We start from the raw sequence: 22,325 nt of genomic DNA, 5'->3' as shown, positions 1-22,325 counted from the left end.
AGAATAAACAAAAGATCTTCCTAAGAAGATCTTTTTTGTGAGATTAATCAATTTATTGTGTTATTTGAATCAATTTAGATCATGATTTATTTTTTACGCCCGATAAACAGACTCAGACTGACGAGTAATAGCGATAACAAAATCATTATCGTTGCCAGCGCATTCACTTCCGGCGTAACCCCGGTTTTCACCATCGAGAAGATTTTCAACGGCAGAATTTCATAGCTGACCCCGGTGACAAACGAAGAGACCACCACATCATCCAGGGAAATGGTGAAGCTCAATAGCCAACCGGAGACAATCGCAGGCAACGCCAACGGCAGAATAATTTTACCGAGAATCGTCAGTTCGCCCGCGCCCAGATCTTTCGCCGCTTCCAACATTTTGACATCAAAGCCTTTTAAGCGGGACAGAATCGTCACCACCACATATGGCAGACAGAAAGTGATATGTGCCAGCAATAGCGAAGCAAAGCCCAACTTAATGCTGAACAGCATAAACAATGCCAATAACGAAACCGCCATTACGATATCCGGTGACATCATTACGATAAACAACATCCCGCCGACAAACTTTTTGCCTTTAAATGCGTAGCGATAGAGTGCAATCGCGGTCAAACCGCCGATGACGGTAGCGAAGGTTGCGGCAAAAAAGGCAATCGTTACCGAATGTACGGCGGCTTGGATCAGGGTATCGTTATTGAACAGACGCTCGTACCAGTTCCAGCTGAAGCCTTTCCACGTTAAACCATAGCGGTCGGCATTGAACGAATTGACCACCAGAATAATAATCGGTATATACAAATAGGCATATACCACAAACATAAAACCACTGCGTAGTAAACGACCCATTATTCCAACTCCGGCTTTTTATTCAACAACTTACCTGCACGGTAATAGACATACAACAACAACGCCATCAGAATGGTCAAGCCGATACTGATCGCGGCACCGAACGGCCAGTTGCGCGACACCAAAAACTCACTTTTAATCACGTTACCGACTAATAGCACTTTCGCGCCGCCGAGCAGATCGGCTACATAGAACATGCCCATTGCCGGCAACAATACCAGCAAGCAGCCGGCGATAATGCCCGGCATAGTGAGCGGCAGAATAATCCACACAAAACGCTGTACTGTGCCGGCTCCCAGATCCTTGGCGGCTTCGAGTAAACGTCCGTCCAGTTTTTCAATCGCAGAGTAGAGCGGCAGAATCATAAACGGCAACAGGATATAAACCAAACCGATAATCACCGCCATTTCGGTGTTGATAATCCGAATCGGGCTGTCGATAATGCCCAGTGACATCAGGGCATTGTTCAACACGCCGCGCACGCCTAAGAAAATTTTCATGCCGTAGATCCGAATCAGCGAGTTGGTCCAGAATGGTAAAATCACCATAAACAGCAGAATCGGGCGATATTTGCTCGGCAGTTTGGCAATCATAAACGCAAACGGATAGCCGATCAGCAAACAGATAATCGTTGCCAAGCCCGACATATACAGCGAATTCCACATCACCTGCGCATACAGTGGATCAAACAGCCGTTTGTAGCTGTCTAACGAGAAGGTGAAATCGATCAGATTACTGGTATCACGGGTCAGGAAACTGGTTCCCAACACCAACACATTCGGCACAAGAACAAAGAAAATCAACCAACCGAAAATAATGGCAACGGTGATATTCTGAAAATTACGCGTTGTTATCTTCATCTTCCAACACCACTTCCCAACTTTCAACCCAAGTAATCGCCACTTTTTGATTTAGCGAGTGATCCACGTCCGGATCGTCTTCGTTAAAGAATTCGCTGATGAGCACCATTTTGCCGCTTTCCAACTCAATGGTTGATTCCAGCGTCATGCCTTTGTAGTTGCGTTCGCGCACATAACCGACAATGCCGTTGACCGCTTGGGTTTCGTTGACTTCTTCCAAACGCAAGTCTTCCGGGCGCAGCAACACTTTTAACCGGCTGCCGGCGCTGACGTTTTGCGTAGCGAAAATATCGCAAATCCGCCCTTCCACATTGGCTTTCACCCGTTTTTCGTCTAAGCGTTCAATCACGCTGGCGTCAAAAATATTGATCTCGCCGATAAATTGCGCCACAAACAGATTATTCGGTTCTTCGTAAATTTCGCGCGGCGTGCCGTCTTGCTGCAATTTGCCGGAACGCAGCACAATAATCCGATCGGACATGCTCAAGGCTTCTTCCTGATCGTGGGTCACAAAAATAAAAGTAATGCCCAATTTACGTTGCAACGCTTTCAATTCGTTCTGCATTTGTTTGCGCAGATTGTAATCCAGTGCCGAGAGGGATTCGTCGAGCAGTAAGACTTTCGGCTTGTTTACCACCGCTCTGGCAATCGCCACCCGCTGTTGTTGCCCGCCTGAGAGTTGCGCCGGTTTACGCTCGGCAAATTCCTCCAACTGCACCATACGCAAGGCTTCCAACACCCGCGGCTTAATTTCGCTACTTGGCACGTTCTGCATTTTCAAGCCGAAAGCGACGTTTTCAAAAATCGTCAAGTGCGGGAACAGGGCATAACTTTGGAATACGGTATTCACCGGACGTTGTTCCGCAGGCACTTGACTGATGTCTTGTCCGTCCAGAATAATTTGTCCGCCGTTTAATTCCTCGAAACCGGCGATCAGGCGCAGAATCGTGGTTTTGCCACAACCCGACGGCCCTAATATGGTGATAAATTCGCCATGATTAATGGATAAGTTAAAATCGTTAATAATGGTTTTGCCATCATATTCTTTGCGGATTGATTTCAGCTCAATCACCGGTTTGGTTTTAGCGATGTTTTCCACCAGCTTTGTTTTCCTCCGACCTTACAGCGTTACGGTTACAATAGAACATTAAAGGGCTTGTCTATCTTGCTTACCAATCTTACTTATCAATGGCAGAAGAGAAACAGCCCCCTAAAAAATCAGCGCTAAGAATACCACAATTGGTTTACGGATTGAAAAGGGAAATTAGCCGATTTGACCAAAAAACCGCACTTTATCGCGGAAATAAAAGCAAGGTATAAATATTCAAGAGCAGAGTAAGATTTGCTACTGAACAAAGCAAAATAATATGATAGAATCCGCCCTCGAATTTGCAAACAAAGTATAGGTAGCTTATGAACATTTTAGAAGGCGCGCTGGCAGCGCCAAATGCCAAAATCGCCGTGGTGATTGCCCGTTTTAACAGTTTTATCAATGAAAGTTTACGCGACGGCGCAGTGGACGCGTTAAAACGGATCGGACAAGTAAAAGAAGATAACATCACTTTGGTTTATGTGCCCGGCGCCTATGAATTGCCGTTGGTGGCGCGCCGTTTGGCCGCCGGCAAAAAATTTGATGCGATTGTCGCGTTGGGCACGGTGATTCGCGGCGGCACCGCGCATTTCGAATACGTTGCCGGCGAAGCCAGCAGCGGCTTGGGACAAGTCGCAATGCAAGCGGATATTCCGGTGGCATTCGGCGTATTGACCACCGAAAACATCGAACAAGCGATTGAACGTGCCGGCACAAAAGCGGGCAATAAAGGGGCGGAAGCGGCGTTAGTTGCGTTGGAAATGATCAACTTACTGACTGCAATCGATCAAGCATAAGGATATCGTGATGAGTAAAGTATCTCCACGCCGCCGCGCCAGAGAGTGTGCGGTTCAGGCGTTGTATTCTTGGGCGGTTTCAAAAAATGATATTGCCGAGGTGGAATTGGGGTTTGTCACCGATCAAGAGATGAAAGGTGTTGATATGCCGTATTTCCGCAAATTGTTACAGGGTAGCGCTGAATATAGCGAAGAGCTGGAGCAAATGTTGGCACCGCACTTGGACCGCGGCACCGAAGAGTTGGATCCGATTGAAAAAGCCGTGTTATTAATGGCGGCGTACGAGTTGAAATACCAAGCGGATGTGCCGTATAAAGTGGTGATCAACGAAGCGATTGAAGTGGCGAAAGTATTTGGTGCGGAAGAGAGCCATAAATATATCAACGGGGTGTTGGATAAATTGGCACCGGCATTAAAACGTAAATAATCAACATCCAACAACCTGAAGTGCGGTCGGAGGTAGCATGGAACAGCAGCAAAATAGTGAATTCGATATTATCCGTCAATATTTTAATGCCTCGAGCCGCCCACCGCGCAAAGACGTTGCTTTGGCAATCGGCGATGATTGTGCCATCACCGAGATTAAGGCCAATCAGCGTCTGGCCATCACCACCGATACCTTGGTCGAAGGCATTCATTTTTTCCCGACTATTTCTCCGGCGGATTTAGCCTATAAATCCCTTGCGGTCAACTTGAGTGATCTTGCCGCGATGGGCGCGGAACCGGCGTGGGTCAGCCTCGCGTTGACCTTGCCGAAAATCGATCATGCGTGGTTGAAGGCATTCAGCAATAGCTTTTTCGAAGTATTGGATCATTATAATATTGATCTGATTGGCGGGGATACCACCAAAGGCCCTTTGTCTATCACGATTACTGCGCACGGTTTATTGCCACGCGATAAAGCGTTGTGTCGCCACGGGGCGGAAAAAGGCGATTGGATTTATGTCACGGGTTCGCTTGGCGACAGTGCCGCCGGTTTGCAACTATTGCAGGCAAAAAGTGCGGTACAAAACCGCACTTCGGCGGAGGATTACTTGATTCGGCGCCATTTACGCCCGACCCCGCGCGTTCTATTAGGACAGACTATTGCGCCATATGCCAGTGCGGCGATTGATATTTCCGACGGTTTATTGGCGGATTTGTCGCATATCTTAGCGCGTAGCGATGTCGGCGCCAGTTTAGCCTTGGAAAAATTACCGCTTTCATCGCAATTATGCGAAGCGGTCGGACAGCGGCAGGCGGAAATCTTGGCGCTCACCGGCGGGGAGGATTATGAACTTTGCTTTACCGTCGCCGATAAAAATGGTAGTAAACTGGAGCGTGCGTTAACCCATATCGGTGTTGAGTACACCTGTATCGGGCAAATTCGCAGCAAAAGGATGAATAACCGAATTCGCTTGAAACGGAATGGCGAAAAGGTCGAGTTGCCGCAATATTCGGGATTTGACCATTTTCGTGAGGGCGAATAGGAATAACTGAGATGAACGAAAAGCAATTGGCATTAACCAAAGTCAACATGTCGAATCCGATCCATTTCCTTGCCCTGGGTTTCGGCTCCGGTTTAATTTCCCCGGCTCCCGGCACTTGGGGAACCTTGGCAGGCTGGTTGCTTGGGGTATTGGCACTCCAGTTTATGCCGTCATACTATTTATTGTTTCCTGCCGTTTTGGGGTTTATCTTCGGTATTTATCTGTGCGGCAAAACCGCGGATGATATGGGCGTGCATGATCATGGCGCGATAGTGTGGGATGAAATCGTGGCAATTTGGCTGGTATTGGCGTTTATTCCTGAAACAAGCTGGCTTTGGTACGCCGTCGCTTTTGTTCTGTTCCGCTTGTTTGACATCCTCAAACCGTATCCGATCAAATATTTTGATCATAATGTCGAGAACGGTTTTGGCATTATGCTGGATGATCTACTCGCTGCTATTTATACCATATTTTCCGTGTTATCCCTTTTCTGTGTTGTTCGGATCTATTTCTAATGTTTGCCTTATTGACGAAATTATTTTTTATCCATTTGTTCGCCCTTGCCAGCCCAGGACCGGATTTTTTCTTTGTGATCCGTAAAGCGGTTGCAGAAAATCAGCGAAGTGCGGTTTTGGGGATTCTGGGGATTGTCGCGGCGTTATGTATTTGGTTGCTGGCGAGCCTGCTTGGACTCTCCATCCTGTTTAAACTCTATCCGCCGATTGAAATCGTGATGTTACTGCTTGGTGGGGGCTATCTCGGCTATTTAGGCAGTTTGATGTTGCGCACGCAGGAAAATATCAAATTAGAGCAGATTACCGCCAACGCGGCAGCCGTCAAAAGCCATGATGATTGGATCAATTTTCGTCAAGGTTTTTTGGTTAATCTCTCCAATCCGAAAGCGATGATCTATTTCGGCGGTATTTTTTCGTTGGTGATCGGCAGTATCAACGGCTACGGGCAAGCGGGTATTGTGGCGTTGATGATTTTAATCGAAAGTTTTGTTTATTTTTACTTGGTTTCGCGTATTTTTTCACACCGTAAAGTCAAATCGTTTTACCTCAATTACAGCCGTTATATTGATAATATCTCGGGCGTGGTGTTTATCGGTTTTGGTTTATTGCTGTGGTATAACGCTTATCAATTGGTTATCAACTAAAAGTGCGGTGTAAATAAAAGAAAACCCGATATTCAACAGTGAAATATCGGGGGAGGTCTTACAATAAGTAAAATGTAAAAAGACAACTGCGGTTGCAGTGCACTAGCATTAACTAAGACTGGATCCTTGCCAAAAAGTTCAACTAAAAATAAAAAATTTGTCAGCTTTTTTATTTTTTGATGTTAAATCAACGGGTTGAATTATTTACTTCAAAAGTAAGAGCGGATTCTCTAACCGTCCGAACCGCACTTTGTATTTTCCTTTTTAGATTAAATAGTTATGCCGAATTTCGTAAGCGGGCGGATAGAGAATCCGCCCCTACGCTGCCTAAATCAGTCACCGTTGTCAACAATGTAGGGGCGCTAAATGAATCAAAGTGCGGTTTCGATTTGTTGTTGAATGCCTGCCGTATCTAATTTCAAATCCGCCAAGATTTCCGCTTGTTCGCCTTGCGGGAGGAAATAATCCGGGAAGCCGAGTTGCAGCAAACGCGGTGTTGCGGTTTTATTGCGAATGGCAAGCTGATTTAAATATTCTGCCACTGCGCTGCCTGCGCCGCCTTGAACGGCGTTGTCCTCCACGCTCACTAACAGTTGATGTTGTGCCGCCAGTTGGTCGATCCGGGCAGTGTCGAGCGGTTTGACAAAGCGCATATCTACCACGGTGGCATTTAACGCTTCCGCCGCCGCGACCGCACTTGGCAATAATGTACCGAAGTTCAGAATCGCTACGTTTTGCCCTTGACGGATTAACTTCGATTGCCCGAGCGGAATTTCCGCCAATGGCAGCAATTCACAACCGACACCGGAACCGCGCGGATAGCGCACTGCCGCAGGGGCGTTAAGGCGATAGCCGGTGTAGAGCAGTTGGCGGCACTCGTTTTCATCGCTTGGAGTCATGATCACCATATTCGGGATACAGCGTAAAAAGCTGATGTCGAATGCTCCTTGATGGGTTTGTCCGTCTGCGCCGACCACACCGGCGCGATCAATCGCAAACAATACCGGCAGATTCGGAATTGCCACGTCATGAATCAGTTGATCGTAGGCGCGTTGCAGGAAGGTCGAGTAGATCGCGACTACTGGTTTGTACCCGCCGATGGCAAGTCCTGCGGCAAAAGTCACCGCGTGCTGTTCGGCGATCGCGACATCAAAATATTGCTCGGGGAAACGGTTGGAAAATTCGACCATGCCCGAACCTTCACGCATTGCCGGCGTGATCCCAAGCAATTTTTGATCGCGTGTAGCCATTTCACACAGCCAGTCGCCGAAAATTTTCGAATAGTTCGGAATATCCGCTTTGGATTTGGGTAATGTGCCCAGTGTCGGATCAAATTTCGGGACGCCGTGAAACCCAATCGGATCTTTTTCAGCCGGAGCGTAGCCTTTGCCTTTTTTGGTCATCACGTGCAAGAACTGCGGACCTTTCAGATTACGCATATTTTTCAGGGTTGAAACTAATTCGTCGACATTATGCCCGTCAATCGGACCGATATAATTGAAGCCCAACTCCTCAAACAATGTGCCGCCCGAAACAAAACCTTTCACGTGTTCTTCGGTTTTTTTCATGAATTCTTTAATCGGCGGCAGATTTTCTAAGATTTTTTTGCCGCCTTCGCGAATCGACGAATAGAACGAACCGGATAACAAGCGCGCCAAGTGGTTATTCAATGCACCGACATTTTCCGAAATCGACATTTCGTTATCGTTCAAAATCACCAACATATCGCTGTGCACCGCACCGGCGTGGTTCATTGCTTCAAACGCCATTCCGGCAGTGATGGCGCCGTCGCCGATCACGCATACGGTTTTACGGTTGGCGTTCTCTTTTTCGGCGGCAATCGCAATACCTAAACCGGCACTAATCGAGGTAGAGGAGTGCCCGACCGACAACACGTCATATTCGCTTTCTGCACGCCACGGGAACGGGTGCAAGCCGCCTTTTTGGCGGATCGAGTGCATTTTTTCACGGCGACCGGTCAGGATTTTATGCGGATAGGCTTGATGACCCACATCCCAAATCAATTGATCGAACGGAGTGTGATAAACATAATGCAGGGCAACGGTCAGTTCGACCGTGCCTAAACCGGAAGCGAGGTGTCCGCTGGTGCGGCTGACGGACTCCAACAGAAAACTGCGCAATTCATCACACAGTTGCGGCAGTTGTTCACGCGATAACAGACGTAAATCGTCCGGCGTGTGGATTGAAAATAAAATCGGGTAATGTTGCATGGTTATCATCGATTATTACGTAATCAAAAAAGAACGATCTATTTTAAATGACTACTGATATTTGTTAATTTTCCCTCTCTCCGCAAGCGGAGGGAGGTGTCCGAAGGACGGAGGCATAATTTTATCGGATATTATTTCAATCCCCACCCTCCCCATTTTTCTAATGAAAAATGCTACTCCCTCCGCGAGCGAAGGGAGAGAAATTTGTCTGTGTAACCACTAATTTTGTCGTTGCACAATATAATCCGCTAATTTCATTAACGGTTCGGTATCAAAATCCAAATCCTGTAATTCCGCTTTGGCGGAGGCGATCAGTTGCGCCGCTTTTTGTTGTGCGCCGTCCAAACCGAGTAATTTCGGATAAGTGCTTTTATCCAATGCCAAATCCGAACCGGCATTTTTGCCTAAGGTGGCGCTGTCGGCGGTGATGTCCAAAATATCGTCCTGCACCTGAAATGCCAAACCAATCGCCTGCGCGTAACGCACTAAGCGTCGGCGCAATTCAACATCATCAAAGTGCGACGAGCAGAGCAAGCCCATTTCGACCGCCGCAATAATCAGCGCGCCGGTTTTATTGCGGTGAATGCGCTGTAAAAAATCGAGGCTGACCGCACTTTGCTCGGCGAGCAAATCCAAACTTTGCCCTAAACACATTCCTTGGGCGCCGGAAGCCAATGCCAGGGTTTTCACCAACGCCACTTTTTGTTGTGCGCTGATGTCCGGCACGTCGCTGAGACACTCAAAGGCGAACGCCTGTAACGCGTCACCGGCTAAAATCGCCGTGGCTTCGTCAAATTCGATATGACAGGTTTTCTGCCCGCGGCGCAAGGTGTCGTCGTCCATTGCCGGCAAGTCATCGTGGATCAGCGAATAACTGTGAATCGCTTCCACCGCACTTGCGGCATAATCCAAACTGTGAAAATCCGCTTGCAACATTCTGCCGACCGCATACACCAAAAACGGGCGCAGGCGTTTGCCGCCCAGTAAAATGCCGTAGCGCATGGCGTCGGACAATTGCGCCGGTGCGCTGTCAAACGGTTGCAACTGCCGCTGTAAAAATGCATTAATCCGCGTGCGCAGTTCGACTAAATCATCATTAAAGCTGTAGTTCATGGCTAGTTATTCATCATAGTCGGCTAAAGGCGCAACCGCACTTTTTTCTAATAAAATCTGTACGCGCTGTTCGGCTTTTTGCAAACGCTGCTGTCCTTGCTGTGCCAGCTTGATACCTTTTTCAAATTCGCTCAATGCCTCTTCCAGCGGCAAATCGCCCGACTCCAAACGTGAGACAATGCTTTCCAGTTGCGAAAGTGTTGATTCAAAATCCGTTTTTTTAGCGTTAGTGGTTTTTTCCATGCTGAACTCTCGTTGCGGCTGACGTATAAACGGCATATTGTACTTCAGATTCAAATTGTTGTCGGTGTTTTTTTATGAATTTCGTGTACAATGTCGCTAATTTTTTCTTGATGATTGATTTAAAGTTGTTGTTATGAAATTTATTATTAAACTTTTCCCCGAAATCATGATTAAAAGCGATTCGGTGCGTAAGCGTTTTATTAAAATCCTGACCGGCAATATCCGTAATATTCTTGCCAAACACGATGAAAGCGTGGCGGTGGTGCGCCATTGGGATTACATTGAAGTGCGCAGCAAAGATCAGCGCCAACGCCAGCTGATTTTGGATTATCTGCAACGCACCCCCGGCATTCACCATATTTTGGAAGTGGAAGACACCCCGTTCGACTCGCTGCACGATATTTTTGAACAAACTCTGCAAGCCACGCGCGCTGACTTGGAAAACCGCACTTTTTGCGTGCGCGTGCGCCGCAAAGGCAAGCACGATTTCAGCTCGCTTGATGTGGAACGTTATGTCGGCGGCGGTTTAAATCAACAGATTGAATCGGCAAAAGTCAAACTGAGCAAACCGGACGTGACGGTGCGGATCGATATTGAAGATGACCGGATGATGTTGATTAAACAGCGCCATGCCGGTCTTGGCGGCTATCCGATCGGCACGCAGGAAGACGTGCTGTCGCTGATTTCCGGCGGCTTTGATTCGGGCGTGTCCAGTTATATGCTGATCCGCCGTGGTTCGCGCGTGCATTATTGTTTCTTCAATCTGGGCGGCGCGGCGCATGAAATCGGCGTGAAACAGATGGCGTATCACATTTGGCAACGTTACAGTGCCTCGCATAAAGTGCGGTTTGTGGCGATCAACTTCGAACCGGTGGTGGCGGAAATTTTGGAAAAAGTCGATAACGGACAGATGGGCGTGGTGTTGAAACGCATGATGGTGCGTGCCGCGTCGCAAGTGGCGGAGCGTTTCGGTATTCAGGCGATTGTGACCGGCGAAGCGTTGGGGCAGGTTTCCAGCCAAACCTTAACCAATCTGCGTTTGATTGATGAAGCGGCGCAGGCGTTGGTGTTGCGCCCGCTGATTACCCACGACAAAGAACAAATTATCGAACTGGCAAAACAGATCGGCACCGACGATATCGCCAAATCGATGCCGGAATTTTGCGGCGTGATTTCCAAAAATCCGACCGTCAAAGCGATTAAATCCAAGATCGAAAAAGAAGAAGCCAATTTTGATTTTGCGATCCTCGAAAGTGCGGTCAGCAATGCGCAATATTTGGATATCCGCCAAATCGGGCAGCAAACCGAGCAGGAAGTGCAAATCGAAACGGTTTCACTGATTGCGGAAAACGAAGTGGTGATCGATGTGCGTAGTAATGAGGAAGCGGAAGATAAGCCGTTGCAAATCGCAGGGCAGACCGTACGCCATATTCCGTTTTACAAACTTTCTACCGCTTTTGCCGAGTTGGATTCTTCCAAAACCTACTTGCTTTATTGCGAACGCGGCGTGATGAGCAAACTGCAAGCGTTGTATTTGCAACAGCAGGGCTATAGCAATGTTAAGGTGTTGCGGTATTGATAGTTATCTTAAAGTTGCTATCGGCGAAATAGCGAGAGTGATATATCAAAAGTTACTTCCACCACTTCGCAAATTTCACTTTGGCTTTTAAATATTTCGGGGCAACCACCATGCTGCAATAACCGGTATTCGGATTTTGTTTGAAATAGCCCTGATGATAATCTTCCGCCGAATAAAACGTTGTGACAGGGCTGATTTTCGTCACAATTGGTGCGGCAAAGTGCGGTTGCAATTCGCTAAGCTTGTTTTTTGCAAGCTGTTTTTGCCGTTCATCAAGATAAAAAATCTCACTGCGATATTGCGTGCCGATGTCATTGCCTTGCCGGTTGAGTTCGGTCGGGTTGTGGATTGAGAAGAAAATATCCAACAAAGTCTGATAGCTGATGATGTCAGAATCAAAGGTTATTTTGACTGCCTCGGCATGTCCTGTGACACCGTCACAAACCTGTGCGTAAGTCGGATTGGCGAGCTGCCCGCCGATATAACCCGAAACCGCACTTTGCACTCCTTTAATCTGACTGTATACCGCTTCGATACACCAAAAGCAGCCGCCTGCTAAAATTGCCGTTTGCATAAATTCTTCCTTAGTATATGGCTTATCCGTTTAGCGCTTATTGTGAGTGAAAGTGCGGTCAAGCACAAGTCGGACGGGCAGAAAGCGTGTGTGAATTAGGCGGTTTGTGTCATCAACTATTGTAATCCTTGGCAAACCTTGTTATTGTCAGCGCATTTTATGGTCTTTAGTATGTATTTTAAAAGGCAACTGAAAAAAATTTCAGACAACTGATAGGAAAAAGATGAGTAAATCATTAGTTATTGTGGAATCCCCGGCGAAAGCAAAAACAATTAATAAATATCTGGGGAAAGATTATGTGGTGAAATCCAGCGTCGGGCATATCCGTGATTTGCCGACTGCCGGTTCATCGACCGGTGAGAAACGCAAAGCGGTTTCAACCAAAGGCATGAGCGTGGAAGAGAAAGCCACATTGAAAGCCGCCCGTGATCAGGAGGCGTTGGTGAAACGCATGGGGATTGATCCTTATCATGGTTGGAAGGCGAATTATCAAATTCTGCCGGGCAAAGAAAAAGTGGTTGCCGAGCTGAAATCGCTGGCGAAAAATGCAGAACATATCTATCTCGCAACCGACTTGGATAGAGAGGGAGAGGCGATTGCCTGGCATTTGCGCGAAGTGATCGGCGGCGATGATAATCGTTATAGCCGCGTAGTGTTTAATGAAATCACTAAGAATGCGATTAAAAATGCGTTTGAAAAACCGGAACAGTTAAACTTAGATCGGGTCAATGCACAGCAAACCCGCCGCTTTTTAGACCGCGTGGTCGGCTTTATGGTGTCGCCGTTGTTATGGAAAAAAGTGGCGCGCGGTTTATCCGCCGGGCGGGTGCAGTCGGTGGCGGTGAAATTGTTGGTGGAGCGCGAGCGTGAAATCAAATCTTTTGATCCGCAAGAGTTTTGGCAAGTGGCGGTGGATACCACCACCTTGCAAAATCAGGCAATTCGCTTAGATGTGGCGCAGTTCCAAGGCAAAAAATTTGAGCCGGTCAACCAACAGCAAGCGGATACCGCAGTTGCGGCATTGCAGCAAGCAACTTACGTGGTCAGCGCTCTGGAAACCAAACCGACCCGTTCACGCGCCAAAGCCCCGTTTATCACCTCGACCCTGCAACAAGCCGCCAGCACGCGCTTAGGCTTCGGGGTGAAGAAAACCATGATGATGGCGCAACGTTTGTATGAAGCCGGGTATATCACCTATATGCGTACCGATTCGACCAATCTCAGCCAAGATGCGCTAACCATGGCGCGCAGCTATATTGAGAAAAACTTCGGTAAACAATATCTGCCGGAAAAGCCGAATTTTTATTCCAGCAAAGAAAACGCTCAAGAGGCGCATGAGGCGATTCGTCCTTCCGATGTGGCGGTGAAAGACAACGATTTAAACGGCATGGATAAAGATGCGGTACGTTTGTACGATTTGATTTGGCGGCAATTTTTGGCTTGCCAAATGCCGGCGGCGCAATATGATTCCACAACTTTAACGGTGCAAGCCGGAGAGTATGAACTGCGCACCAAAGGGCGGATCTTACGCTTTGACGGCTGGACCAAAGTGTTACCGATTTTAGGCAAAACGGCTGAAGATCAAGTGTTGCCGCAAGTGGCAGTCAATGAAACGCTGAATTTGCAACATATCGATCCGCAACAGCATTTTACCAAGCCGCCGGCACGCTTCACTGAGGCGGCGTTGGTGCGTGAATTGGAAAAGCGCGGTATCGGGCGGCCTTCAACTTATGCGGCGATCATTTCTACCATTCAGGAGCGCGGTTATGTGCGGGTGGAAAACCGTCGCTTCTATGCGGAAAAAATGGGCGAAATCGTCACTGATCGTTTAAACCAATCGTTTAGCGAATTGATGAATTATGATTTCACCGCCAACATGGAAGACCAGCTCGATCAGATCGCCAACGGCAATGCCAACTGGAAAACCGAGCTAAACCAATTCTTTGCGGATTTTTCAGAGAAACTATCCAAGGCCGAATTGGACGAATTGGAAGGGGGCATGACCCCAAATAGTTTGGTAGAGACCGAGATCAAATGTCCGACCTGTGGGCGTAATATGGCGATTCGTACCGCCAGCACCGGGGTATTTTTAGGTTGTAGCGGTTATGCCTTGCCGCCGAAAGAACGCTGTAAAACCACGATTAACTTGATTCCGGAAGCGGAATTATTGAATGTGTTGGATGACGATTCGGAAACCGACGCCTTGCGCAAACGCAAACGCTGTCCAAAGTGCCATACTGCGATGGACAGTTATTTGATTGACGGTCAACGCAAGCTGCATATTTGCGGTAATAACCCGAATTGCGACGGCTACCTGATTGAAGAAGGCGCATTTAAAATCAAGGGTTACGACGGTCCGGTGGTCGAGTGCGACAAGTGCGGTGCGGACATGCACCTTAAATTGGGGCGCTTTGGTAAATATATGGGCTGCACCAATTGTAGCAATACCCGCAAGATTTTGAAAAACGGTGAGGTTGCCCCGCCGAAAGAGGATCCGGTGGCTTTCCCTGAATTACCGTGTGAAAAATCGGACGCGTATTTTGTGCTGCGTGACGGCGCAAGCGGGGTGTTTATGTCGGCGCATAACTTCCCGAAATCGCGTGAAACCCGTGCGCCGTATGTGGAGGAATTGGTACGCTTTAAAGATCGCCTGCCGGAAAAATTCCACTATCTGACCGAAGCACCGACGGTTGATGACGCAGGCAATAAAACGATTGTGCGTTTTAGCCGTAAGGAAAAACGCCAATACATTACCTCGGAGAAAGACGGTAAAGCCACCAAATGGATCGCTGATTACCTCAACGGCAAGTGGATCACTCGTCAGAAATAGCCGCCTGCTATCTAAACAAGTGAAAAGTCAAGTAAAATATCAGTAAAATGCAAAAAAAGAGAGGTTTGCCTCTCTTTTTTCATATCTTCAGCCAAGTGAATGATAATATTGCATTAATTTTGTGATCTGGTACATACTTTTTAGGTTTGATGGTTGCATATTAATCACATTTATTTAAGTATAACAACAGGTTGACCGAGATAACACGTACGGTCAGCCGTCGAGAGAGCCGGGTCAAGACAAAATGAGGTTGCAATATGCAAATTGGAACAGTCAAATGGTTTAACAATGCAAAAGGATTTGGGTTTATCGCTGAGGACGGTGGGGTGGAAGATATTTTTGTTCATTACTCAGTGATTGAAATGGATGGCTATCGCTCGTTGAAAGCCGGTCAAAAGGTTCGGTTTGAGGCGATTCATGGTGACAAGGGTTCCCATGCCACCAAAATTATCCCGGTACCACTAGAGCAAAATCCAACTCTTTGATATATAGGTAATAAAAAACGGATCGTCAAATCAACATCCGTTTTTTGTTATTATTTTATCCCGTTTAACGCTGATATTTTCCCGCCATGCTTTGATAAATAGCGTTTTCATAGCGCAGCAAATCATATTTTGCCTGCAAGATATTGAGCTCGGAATGCTGTTCCGTTGCCAGCGCTGTCAACCAATCTTTCATCCCGGCAATCCCGGCGTTATATTGTAAACGGTAGGTATTGCTGATATTACGATCATAACGGTATTTCTGATTCAGATTTTGGTAGCTTTTTTGCGCCAATTGATATGCTTTATAATTGCTGTCAATTTCGTTCAGCGCGGTGGTAATGCCTTGCTGGAAATTCAATTTCGCCGTTTCATAACCTGCTTCCGACAACTTCACGTTCCATTTCACCCGGTTCCAGTCTAAGAACGGCAGATTGATACCGATTGTACCGGCGCTCAACGGCACATCAAACATATTACCCACGCTGTTGCCGCCGGTAGTTAAGCTGGCGCCTAAGGTAATGCTCGGATACCAGCTTTTTTCCATGGCATTTAAATCTTTAAACGCAGAGGTTAAGCGGTATTGATAAGCTTTCAAGTCCGGGCGATTGGCAATGGTGGAGAGCGGAATATTCAAATTCACCGGTTGTAACTTCAGGTTTTTTAAATTGACCGCACTTAGCCCTAACTTCTGCTGTGGTTGCAGGTTTAGCAAATTACGCAGGGTACTTTCTACCGTTTGTAACTGTGATTGGTAACTGATTAGTTGGTTTTCTGCCGATAGCACCGCTTGGCGGCTTTGATCGGCATCCAACTGCAAGGTCATGCCTTGGTTTACTTGGTTTTGCGTCAAGGTCGCGATTTGCTGGTAGGTTTTGATGTTACTTTGCACAATTTGAATCGCTTGTTTTAAGTATGCGATGTGATAGTAGCTGTCGATGACTTGGTTAATTAGCGTCAATTTCGCCGCTTCCAGATCCAATTCTGTCGCTTTATGCGCCCATTCTGCCGCATTGGCGCTGTCGGCAAGCTTACGCCACAGATCAACGGTATAATTCAACGCGAGTGAACTGCCGTAAGTGCGGCTGGAAATACCGCTTTCGGTATTTTTTTGCACCCGACCGGATACCGAACCATTGAATGCCGGCACTAAATCCGCGCCCAACAAGTTGGCATTGTATAATGCGCGATTCACATTTACCGCCGCTTTTGCCAAGTTCAAATTATTGGCAAGTGCGGTATCAATCAAACGGTTAAGTTGGGAATCTTGATATTGGGTCCACCAATTCGGATCAATGCGGTATTGTTCGCTTAATTGCCGGTATTGCTCGAATTGCTGCATTTCCTGCTGATAGCCGGTTTGCTGCGGATTGCTGACACAAGCGGTGAGAAAGCCACTCACCAGTAAAGCGGCGGCGGAACGACGAAATAATATAGTAGAAATCATATTGACTTTTATTCTCTTGAAAGTGCGGTAATCGGGTTCAATTGTGACGCATTTTTAGCCGGAAGAAAACCAAAAATTAAACCGATTAGCGTGGAGCAGATCACGGCGGCGATAATCGAATCCGCAGAAAACAACATGGTAAAGTCTTGCATCATGCTGTTAAATAACAGTCCGAGCAGATAGGATAGCACGACACCGACCAAACCGCCGATCACGCAAATCAGCGTGGCTTCAATCAAAAATTGTTGCAAAATATTGGATTGCCGCGCACCAATCGCCATTCGGACGCCGATTTCCTTGGTGCGTTCGGTCACGGAAACCAACATGATATTCATCACGCCGATTCCGCCGACAATCAGCGAAATCAGTGCGATTGAAGAAATCAACAGCTTCATGGTGTTGGTGGTGCTTTCAATCGTCTGTTTGATCATATCGGTATTCAGCACGAAAAAATCTTTTTTACCGTGGCGTATCGTCAGTAATTGGGTCAAATTTTTCTCGGCGATTTGGGTATTCACATCATCTTTCACTTTCACTGTGATTGAATCAATGGTTTTTTCACCGGAAATTTTATACATTGCGGTGGTATAAGGCAGCCAGATCGTCAATGAGCTGCTTGGCATGCCCATATTGTTGTTGCTGGCGGCGACACCGATAATTTTTAACGGTTTCTTGTCAATCATAATAATTTGCCCCAACGGTGATTTGTCTGCGAACAGCTCTTTTTGCGTGTTTTCGTCAATTACCGCCACCTGCGCATTATCTGCGACATCTTGCGCAGTAAACACCTTGCCTTGCTTTAAGGTTAAGCCTTTGACGTTAAAAAATTGATCGCCCACGCCGCGTGCTTGTGCGGTGAACGCTTGGCTGCCGTAAGTCAATGTGCCGCTCAATACACTGTTCGGCGTCGAACTCGCAATATAGTGCTGTTTGGCAAGAATATCGGCATCTTGGATTGTCAGATTTTTGGTACGATTTGCGCGCCGATCACCAAAACCGGTACCGTTATAAATATCCATGGTGTTTGTGCCGAGCGAATTGATGTTCGACAAGATTTTTTGTTGCGAACCGTTACCGATCGCCACCACGCACACCACCGAGGTAATGCCGATAATAATCCCAAGCATGGTGAGCAACGAACGCATTTTATGTGCCAAAATCGCACTGACCGACATTTTAAACGATTCCACCAGCTGATCTTTAAATTGTGCAAAACGGTTTTTTTGAATTTTAACCGAGGTGTCTTTGTCAATGATTTGATCCGAGCGGCGACTGTCATCGATAATACGCCCGTCTTTCAGTTCGATAATCCGATTGGCGTAGTGGGCAATATCTTTATCATGGGTGACTAAAATGATGGTGTGCCCCTCACGGTGCAGATTCTGCAAAATTCGCATTACCATTAACCCGCTCTTGGAGTCGAGCGCGCCGGTCGGTTCATCGGCTAAAATAATCTCGCCGCCGTTCATTAATGCGCGTGCGATACTGACCCGTTGCTGCTGCCCGCCGGAAAGTTGATTGGGTTTATTAGTCAGCTTATCGCCTAAATCGAGTTTTTTCAGCAATTCTTCCGCTTGCGCCAAACGTTGTTGTTGCGGCACGCCGGCATACACCGCCGGTAACGCCACATTTTCGACCGCACTTAGCGCAGACAGCAAATTATAACGCTGGAAAATAAAACCGAATTTTTTCTGACGCAAATCGGACAGTTGATCGCGCGACAGCGGCGAGGTGTCCACGCCGTTGATTTTATATACACCGTCACTGGCGGTATCCAGACAGCCGAGGATATTCATCAGGGTCGATTTGCCCGAACCCGATGTCCCCATGATCGCAATAAAATCGCCTTTTTTAATCGTCAGATCGATCGCTTTTAAGATATGAACCCGGTTCTCGCCTTCGCCGAAATATTTGTTCAGTTTGCTGACTTCGATAATATTCATGCTTGCCTCGCCCGATTAAAAGCGCATGCGCATTTGTCCGCCGTTACCGACGGCTTCGCCTTGCCGCATTTCAGCGGAAATCACCTTGTCGCCCTCTTCCAGACCGGATAATACTTCGGTGTTTATCTCATCACGGATACCGATTTTAATCGTGCGGGTTTCCGCTTTGTTATCGGCGGTCAATACCCGCACTTGATACTGTTCGCCGACTTTTTGAATCGTCATGGTCGGAATGGTCAGCACATTTTCGACATCGGCAATCGTAATCGTATTTTGCGTGGTCATGCCGATTCGCAGCGCTTCGTCAGGGTTGTCGATCAAGATATTGGCATAAAAATAAACCGCACTGCTGTTACTGGACGATTCGTTGTAATCGTTATCGGTCAAGGTGGTAAGCGCCGGATCAATCGAGGCGATTGCCGATTGATAGACTTTGTTGGGTTCCGCCAGCGTGGTAAACCGCACTTTCATGCCGGTTTTGACTTTGCTGATGTCGCCCTCGGAAATTTCGGCTTTGATCAGCATTTTCGTTAAATCGGCAATTTGCATAATGGTCGGCGCGGTTTGATTGGCGTTGACGGTTTGCCCTTCGGATACCGGAATGGAAATAATCGTGCCGTCAATCGGCGCCAGAATTTTGGTATAACCTAAATTGGTTTTGGCGGTTGTTACTGCAATTTCCGCTTGTTTAATCGACGATTCCAGTTGGGCAATCGTCGAGTGTGCATTGGCAAGATTCACCCGAGCCGATTCGAGACTGTCTTGGGTGGCGGATTTCTGTTTATATAGCCGATTAATGCGATCATAAGCGGATTGTACGGCGGCTAAATTGGCTTGCGCCGCGGTCAATTGCGCTTGGTAGGAAGCTAATTGCGAAAGTGCGGTATTGAGCGAATTTTCTTGGTTTTTCGCATCAATTTCTGCCAGTAATTCGCCTTTTTTTACCTTTTGCCCTAGATTGACATGAATTTTGAGCAACTGACCTGAGACCTGTGCCCCGATTTCCACTCGGTTATGGCTGCGCACCGTGCCGGTGGCGATGACGCTGTCGGATAGGGAAGCGCGGTTGACGTTTTCCGTCATATAGGTCACTTTATTTTCACTGTGACTGCTTTGCCAATATTGGTAACCGCCGAAAAGTGCGGTTAACACCACTACCGCAAGGACAACGGTGTTGATTTTGTTTGCTTTCATAGGGATATCACGTTGCTTGGGTTAAAATTGTAAATTTTGTGAGTGAGATATACTATATCACCAATTTATTAAGAAGAACTTAAACATTTGCCGCGTGTTAGCGGTTTTTTTCCGCTGCTAAAGCGTGTAGAATAGACCAATTTTCTATTAAGATTTACTATTTTAAGGAAGTGCAATGAGCCAACCTGAAATCGCTGCCGTGAATGCGGCAGAACATCGCCCGTCTAATTTTATCCGCCATATTATTGATGAAGATCTGGCGCAGGGCAAAGTCAATAATGTCTATACCCGTTTTCCGCCTGAACCGAACGGCTATTTGCATATCGGCCATGCCAAATCGATCTGCCTGAACTTCGGTATCGCCAGAGATTATCAAGGCTTATGTAATTTGCGTTTTGATGACACCAACCCGGTGAAAGAAGATGTGGAATATGTCGATTCAATTAAGCAAGATGTGGAATGGCTCGGTTTCAAATGGCAGGGCGAAGTGCGCTATGCGTCGGATTATTTCGATCAACTGTACGGCTATGCGCTTGAATTGATTGAAAAAGGCTTGGCGTATGTCGATGAATTATCGCCGGAGGAAATCCGAGAATATCGCGGTACACTGACCGAAGCCGGCAAAAACAGCCCTTATCGCGAGCGGTCGGTTGAGGAAAACCGCACTTTATTTGAAAAAATGCGTAACGGCGAATTTGCCGAAGGCAAAGCCTGTCTGCGTGCCAAAATCGATATGGCGTCACCGTTTATGGTAATGCGCGATCCGGTGTTGTATCGGATCAAATTTGCCCACCATCATCAAACGGCGGACAAATGGTGCATTTACCCGATGTACGATTTCACCCATTGTATTTCCGACGCGCTTGAACGTATTACCCATTCATTGTGTACGCTCGAATTCCAAGACAACCGCCGTTTATATGATTGGGTGTTGGAAAATATTTCAATCGAGCGTCCGTTGCCGCACCAATATGAATTTTCGCGTTTGAATCTGGAAAGCACGCTGACCTCAAAACGCAAACTGTTGCAATTAGTCAGCGATAAAATCGTGGACGGCTGGAACGATCCGCGTATGCCGACCATTTCCGGCTTGCGCCGCCGCGGTTATACCCCAGCGGCATTGCGTGAATTCTGCGAACGTATCGGCGTGACCAAACAAGACAATATGGTTGAATTCAGTGCGCTGGAAGCCTGTATCCGTGATGATCTCAACATCAACGCCCCGCGTGCGATGGCGGTGCTCAATCCGTTGAAAGTGGTGATTGAAAATTATCAAGGCGATGATGAGCTGGTGACCGCGCCGAACCACCCGAACCGTCCTGAACTGGGCGAGCGCAAGTTGCCGTTCGGGCGTGAAATTTATATCGATCAAGCCGACTTCCGCGAAGAAGCGAATAAAAAATATAAACGTTTGGTGCTGGGCAAAGAAGTGCGCTTGCGCAACGCCTATGTGATTAAAGCCGAACGGGTGGAAAAAGATGCCGACGGTAATATCACCACCTTATATTGCAGTTACGATCCGGACACTTTAGGTAAAAATCCGGCGGACGGGCGTAAAGTAAAAGGCGTGATCCATTGGGTTTCGGCAACGCAAAATAACGCGGCGGAATTCCGTTTATATGATCGCTTGTTCAACGTGGCGAACCCGGGGGCGGCAGAGGATATTCTCAGCGTGATTAATCCGAACTCTCTGACCGTGGTACATGGCGTGGTCGAAGTGAATTTAGCCGACGCCGAAGCGGAAAAAGCCTATCAATTTGAACGCGAAGGTTATTTCTGTGCGGATAGTAAAGATTCTCGTGCCGATAACTTAGTGTTCAATTTAACGGTCGGTTTGAAAGAGAGTAGTGGTTTTTAATCACGCTTAATTTTTAATCTCGCCCTCCGTCCTTTGGACACCTCCCTTCGCCAGCGGAGGGAGGGAATGTAAAAGTGCGGTTCGGTAATCCCTTGAGAGAAATAATGAAAGTGCGGTTTTGGCAAACAAAATCCCTGTTGGAAATGGACGAACAAGAATGGGAAGCGTTGTGCGACGGCTGCGGTTTGTGTTGCTACCGCAAAATCCTTGACGGCTACGGCAAACACGAGCGCATCTATTACACCAGTATCGCTTGCAACCAACTCGATTTGAATAGCGGTAAATGTGGCAACTACGCCCAACGCTTTGAATTGGAAGAAGATTGCACCAAACTGACCAAACAAAACCTGCCTGATTTCGGCTGGCTGCCAAAAACCTGCGCTTACCGTTTATTATACGAAAACAAACCGTTGTTTGACTGGCACCCGCTCATTTCCGGCAATCCCGACTCGGTCAAACTCGCCCGAATCCCGATTGAAAACGGCATTCATGAACGTGACGTGATTGCGTGGTTTGATCATGTGATTGAAGCGGTTTAATAGCGTTATCAATTCAAGAATAAAAGCCCGTTTCTGATATGAAATGGGCTTTTGCATTAGCTATTT

At 47.2% G+C, this 22,325-nt stretch carries 20 protein-coding genes; 10 read left to right on the top strand and 10 right to left on the bottom strand.

All coding sequences use genetic code 11. The annotated features are described in order from the left end of the window. Positions 1-86 precede the first annotated feature (86 nt). Genes potC through potA form a run of 3 tightly spaced genes read right to left on the bottom strand, consistent with a single transcriptional unit; the run spans position 87 to position 2,810 of the window. Positions 87-851: a spermidine/putrescine ABC transporter permease PotC gene (potC, locus tag ACQ31U_RS11745; protein WP_431052292.1), complete on the bottom strand. Its 765-nt coding sequence runs from the start codon at positions 849-851 to the stop codon at positions 87-89. Continuing rightward, positions 851-1,711, bottom strand: a complete 861-nt coding sequence (potB, locus tag ACQ31U_RS11740) for a spermidine/putrescine ABC transporter permease PotB (RefSeq protein WP_431052290.1) — start codon at positions 1,709-1,711, stop codon at positions 851-853. Before potB ends, potC begins: the two co-directional genes overlap by 1 nt. Beyond that, on the bottom strand, positions 1,692-2,810 hold the full coding sequence (gene potA, locus ACQ31U_RS11735) for a spermidine/putrescine ABC transporter ATP-binding protein PotA (RefSeq protein ID WP_431052288.1): 1,119 nt from the start codon (positions 2,808-2,810) through the stop codon (positions 1,692-1,694). Before potA ends, potB begins: the two co-directional genes overlap by 20 nt. Positions 2,811-3,124: 314 nt before the next feature. On the opposite strand from potA, the gene ribH reads away from it, so the two are divergent. Genes ribH through ACQ31U_RS11710 form a run of 5 tightly spaced genes read left to right on the top strand, consistent with a single transcriptional unit; the run spans position 3,125 to position 6,226 of the window. Next, complete coding sequence (gene ribH, locus ACQ31U_RS11730; protein WP_431052286.1) at positions 3,125-3,598, top strand: 6,7-dimethyl-8-ribityllumazine synthase; 474 nt, start codon at positions 3,125-3,127, stop codon at positions 3,596-3,598. A 10-nt stretch (positions 3,599-3,608) separates the two neighbouring features. After that, positions 3,609-4,025, top strand: a complete 417-nt coding sequence (nusB, locus tag ACQ31U_RS11725) for a transcription antitermination factor NusB (RefSeq protein WP_431052284.1) — start codon at positions 3,609-3,611, stop codon at positions 4,023-4,025. A 37-nt stretch (positions 4,026-4,062) separates the two neighbouring features. Further along, complete coding sequence (gene thiL / locus ACQ31U_RS11720) at positions 4,063-5,067, top strand: thiamine-phosphate kinase (protein WP_431052282.1); 1,005 nt, start codon at positions 4,063-4,065, stop codon at positions 5,065-5,067. Positions 5,068-5,078: 11 nt separating this feature from the next. Then, on the top strand, positions 5,079-5,582 hold the full coding sequence (locus ACQ31U_RS11715) for a phosphatidylglycerophosphatase A family protein (RefSeq protein WP_431052280.1): 504 nt from the start codon (positions 5,079-5,081) through the stop codon (positions 5,580-5,582). A gap of 11 nt (positions 5,583-5,593) precedes the next feature. Continuing rightward, on the top strand, positions 5,594-6,226 hold the full coding sequence (locus tag ACQ31U_RS11710; protein WP_431052278.1) for a LysE family transporter: 633 nt from the start codon (positions 5,594-5,596) through the stop codon (positions 6,224-6,226). A gap of 371 nt (positions 6,227-6,597) precedes the next feature. Here ACQ31U_RS11710 and dxs read toward each other — a convergent pair whose 3' ends face one another. From dxs to xseB, 3 genes are all read right to left on the bottom strand, one after another. Beyond that, positions 6,598-8,457, bottom strand: coding sequence for a 1-deoxy-D-xylulose-5-phosphate synthase (gene dxs, locus ACQ31U_RS11705; RefSeq protein WP_431052276.1), 1,860 nt, complete (start codon positions 8,455-8,457; stop codon positions 6,598-6,600). 219 nt (positions 8,458-8,676) lie between these two features. Then, positions 8,677-9,570: a (2E,6E)-farnesyl diphosphate synthase gene (ispA, locus tag ACQ31U_RS11700; protein ID WP_431052274.1), complete on the bottom strand. Its 894-nt coding sequence runs from the start codon at positions 9,568-9,570 to the stop codon at positions 8,677-8,679. A 6-nt stretch (positions 9,571-9,576) separates the two neighbouring features. Continuing rightward, positions 9,577-9,813, bottom strand: coding sequence for an exodeoxyribonuclease VII small subunit (gene xseB, locus ACQ31U_RS11695; protein ID WP_431052272.1), 237 nt, complete (start codon positions 9,811-9,813; stop codon positions 9,577-9,579). Positions 9,814-9,946: 133 nt separating this feature from the next. On the opposite strand from xseB, the gene thiI reads away from it, so the two are divergent. Beyond that, on the top strand, positions 9,947-11,392 hold the full coding sequence (gene thiI, locus ACQ31U_RS11690) for a tRNA uracil 4-sulfurtransferase ThiI (protein WP_431052270.1): 1,446 nt from the start codon (positions 9,947-9,949) through the stop codon (positions 11,390-11,392). Positions 11,393-11,444: 52 nt separating this feature from the next. Here thiI and msrA read toward each other — a convergent pair whose 3' ends face one another. After that, positions 11,445-11,966, bottom strand: a complete 522-nt coding sequence (msrA, locus tag ACQ31U_RS11685; RefSeq protein ID WP_431052268.1) for a peptide-methionine (S)-S-oxide reductase MsrA — start codon at positions 11,964-11,966, stop codon at positions 11,445-11,447. A 223-nt stretch (positions 11,967-12,189) separates the two neighbouring features. Between msrA and topA the strand changes: the two genes are divergently transcribed. Together topA and cspD are read left to right on the top strand one after the other, a co-directional pair. Next, complete coding sequence (topA, locus tag ACQ31U_RS11680) at positions 12,190-14,796, top strand: type I DNA topoisomerase (protein WP_431052266.1); 2,607 nt, start codon at positions 12,190-12,192, stop codon at positions 14,794-14,796. A gap of 257 nt (positions 14,797-15,053) precedes the next feature. Then, positions 15,054-15,281 (top strand): cold shock domain-containing protein CspD, encoded by a 228-nt coding sequence (gene cspD, locus ACQ31U_RS11675; protein WP_431052264.1) that lies wholly within the window; start codon positions 15,054-15,056, stop codon positions 15,279-15,281. Positions 15,282-15,345: 64 nt separating this feature from the next. On the opposite strand, the gene tdeA is transcribed toward cspD, so the two are convergent. From tdeA to ACQ31U_RS11660, 3 genes are read right to left on the bottom strand one after another with little or no spacing between them, the layout of a single operon-like run. Next, a complete protein-coding gene (gene tdeA / locus ACQ31U_RS11670; RefSeq protein ID WP_431052263.1) occupies positions 15,346-16,725 on the bottom strand; it encodes a toxin/drug exporter TdeA in 1,380 nt (459 codons plus the stop codon). Between the two features lie 8 nt (positions 16,726-16,733). After that, a complete protein-coding gene (locus tag ACQ31U_RS11665) occupies positions 16,734-18,668 on the bottom strand; it encodes a MacB family efflux pump subunit (RefSeq protein WP_431052261.1) in 1,935 nt (644 codons plus the stop codon). A 15-nt stretch (positions 18,669-18,683) separates the two neighbouring features. Then, entirely contained in the window at positions 18,684-19,862 is a 1,179-nt protein-coding gene (locus tag ACQ31U_RS11660; RefSeq protein WP_431052259.1) for an efflux RND transporter periplasmic adaptor subunit, read from the bottom strand. A 175-nt stretch (positions 19,863-20,037) separates the two neighbouring features. On the opposite strand from ACQ31U_RS11660, the gene glnS reads away from it, so the two are divergent. Both glnS and ACQ31U_RS11650 read left to right on the top strand, forming a co-directional pair. Beyond that, positions 20,038-21,720, top strand: a complete 1,683-nt coding sequence (gene glnS / locus ACQ31U_RS11655; RefSeq protein ID WP_431052257.1) for a glutamine--tRNA ligase — start codon at positions 20,038-20,040, stop codon at positions 21,718-21,720. A 104-nt stretch (positions 21,721-21,824) separates the two neighbouring features. Further along, on the top strand, positions 21,825-22,259 hold the full coding sequence (locus tag ACQ31U_RS11650) for a YcgN family cysteine cluster protein (protein WP_431052255.1): 435 nt from the start codon (positions 21,825-21,827) through the stop codon (positions 22,257-22,259). Positions 22,260-22,325 lie beyond the last annotated feature (66 nt).

It is taken from the genome of Testudinibacter sp. TW-1, assembly GCF_050613185.1.
Classification (GTDB): Bacteria; Pseudomonadota; Gammaproteobacteria; order Enterobacterales; family Pasteurellaceae; genus Chelonobacter.
This window is presented reverse-complemented; position numbering and strand designations above follow the sequence as displayed.

What these genes read in the sequence shown, in the direction of transcription:
- potC (WP_431052292.1), bottom strand. Translation starts at nt 851, where the DNA reads ATGGGTCGTTTACTACGCAGTGGTTTTATGTTTGTGGTATATGCCTAT.
- potB (WP_431052290.1), bottom strand. Translation starts at nt 1,711, where the DNA reads ATGAAGATAACAACGCGTAATTTTCAGAATATCACCGTTGCCATTATT.
- ribH (WP_431052286.1), top strand. Translation starts at nt 3,125, where the DNA reads ATGAACATTTTAGAAGGCGCGCTGGCAGCGCCAAATGCCAAAATCGCC.
- nusB (WP_431052284.1), top strand. Translation starts at nt 3,609, where the DNA reads ATGAGTAAAGTATCTCCACGCCGCCGCGCCAGAGAGTGTGCGGTTCAG.
- thiL (WP_431052282.1), top strand. Translation starts at nt 4,063, where the DNA reads ATGGAACAGCAGCAAAATAGTGAATTCGATATTATCCGTCAATATTTT.
- ACQ31U_RS11715 (WP_431052280.1), top strand. Translation starts at nt 5,079, where the DNA reads ATGAACGAAAAGCAATTGGCATTAACCAAAGTCAACATGTCGAATCCG.
- dxs (WP_431052276.1), bottom strand. Translation starts at nt 8,457, where the DNA reads ATGCAACATTACCCGATTTTATTTTCAATCCACACGCCGGACGATTTA.
- ispA (WP_431052274.1), bottom strand. Translation starts at nt 9,570, where the DNA reads ATGAACTACAGCTTTAATGATGATTTAGTCGAACTGCGCACGCGGATT.
- xseB (WP_431052272.1), bottom strand. Translation starts at nt 9,813, where the DNA reads ATGGAAAAAACCACTAACGCTAAAAAAACGGATTTTGAATCAACACTT.
- thiI (WP_431052270.1), top strand. Translation starts at nt 9,947, where the DNA reads ATGAAATTTATTATTAAACTTTTCCCCGAAATCATGATTAAAAGCGAT.
- msrA (WP_431052268.1), bottom strand. Translation starts at nt 11,966, where the DNA reads ATGCAAACGGCAATTTTAGCAGGCGGCTGCTTTTGGTGTATCGAAGCG.
- topA (WP_431052266.1), top strand. Translation starts at nt 12,190, where the DNA reads ATGAGTAAATCATTAGTTATTGTGGAATCCCCGGCGAAAGCAAAAACA.
- cspD (WP_431052264.1), top strand. Translation starts at nt 15,054, where the DNA reads ATGCAAATTGGAACAGTCAAATGGTTTAACAATGCAAAAGGATTTGGG.
- tdeA (WP_431052263.1), bottom strand. Translation starts at nt 16,725, where the DNA reads ATGATTTCTACTATATTATTTCGTCGTTCCGCCGCCGCTTTACTGGTG.
- ACQ31U_RS11665 (WP_431052261.1), bottom strand. Translation starts at nt 18,668, where the DNA reads ATGAATATTATCGAAGTCAGCAAACTGAACAAATATTTCGGCGAAGGC.
- ACQ31U_RS11660 (WP_431052259.1), bottom strand. Translation starts at nt 19,862, where the DNA reads ATGAAAGCAAACAAAATCAACACCGTTGTCCTTGCGGTAGTGGTGTTA.
- glnS (WP_431052257.1), top strand. Translation starts at nt 20,038, where the DNA reads ATGAGCCAACCTGAAATCGCTGCCGTGAATGCGGCAGAACATCGCCCG.
- ACQ31U_RS11650 (WP_431052255.1), top strand. Translation starts at nt 21,825, where the DNA reads ATGAAAGTGCGGTTTTGGCAAACAAAATCCCTGTTGGAAATGGACGAA.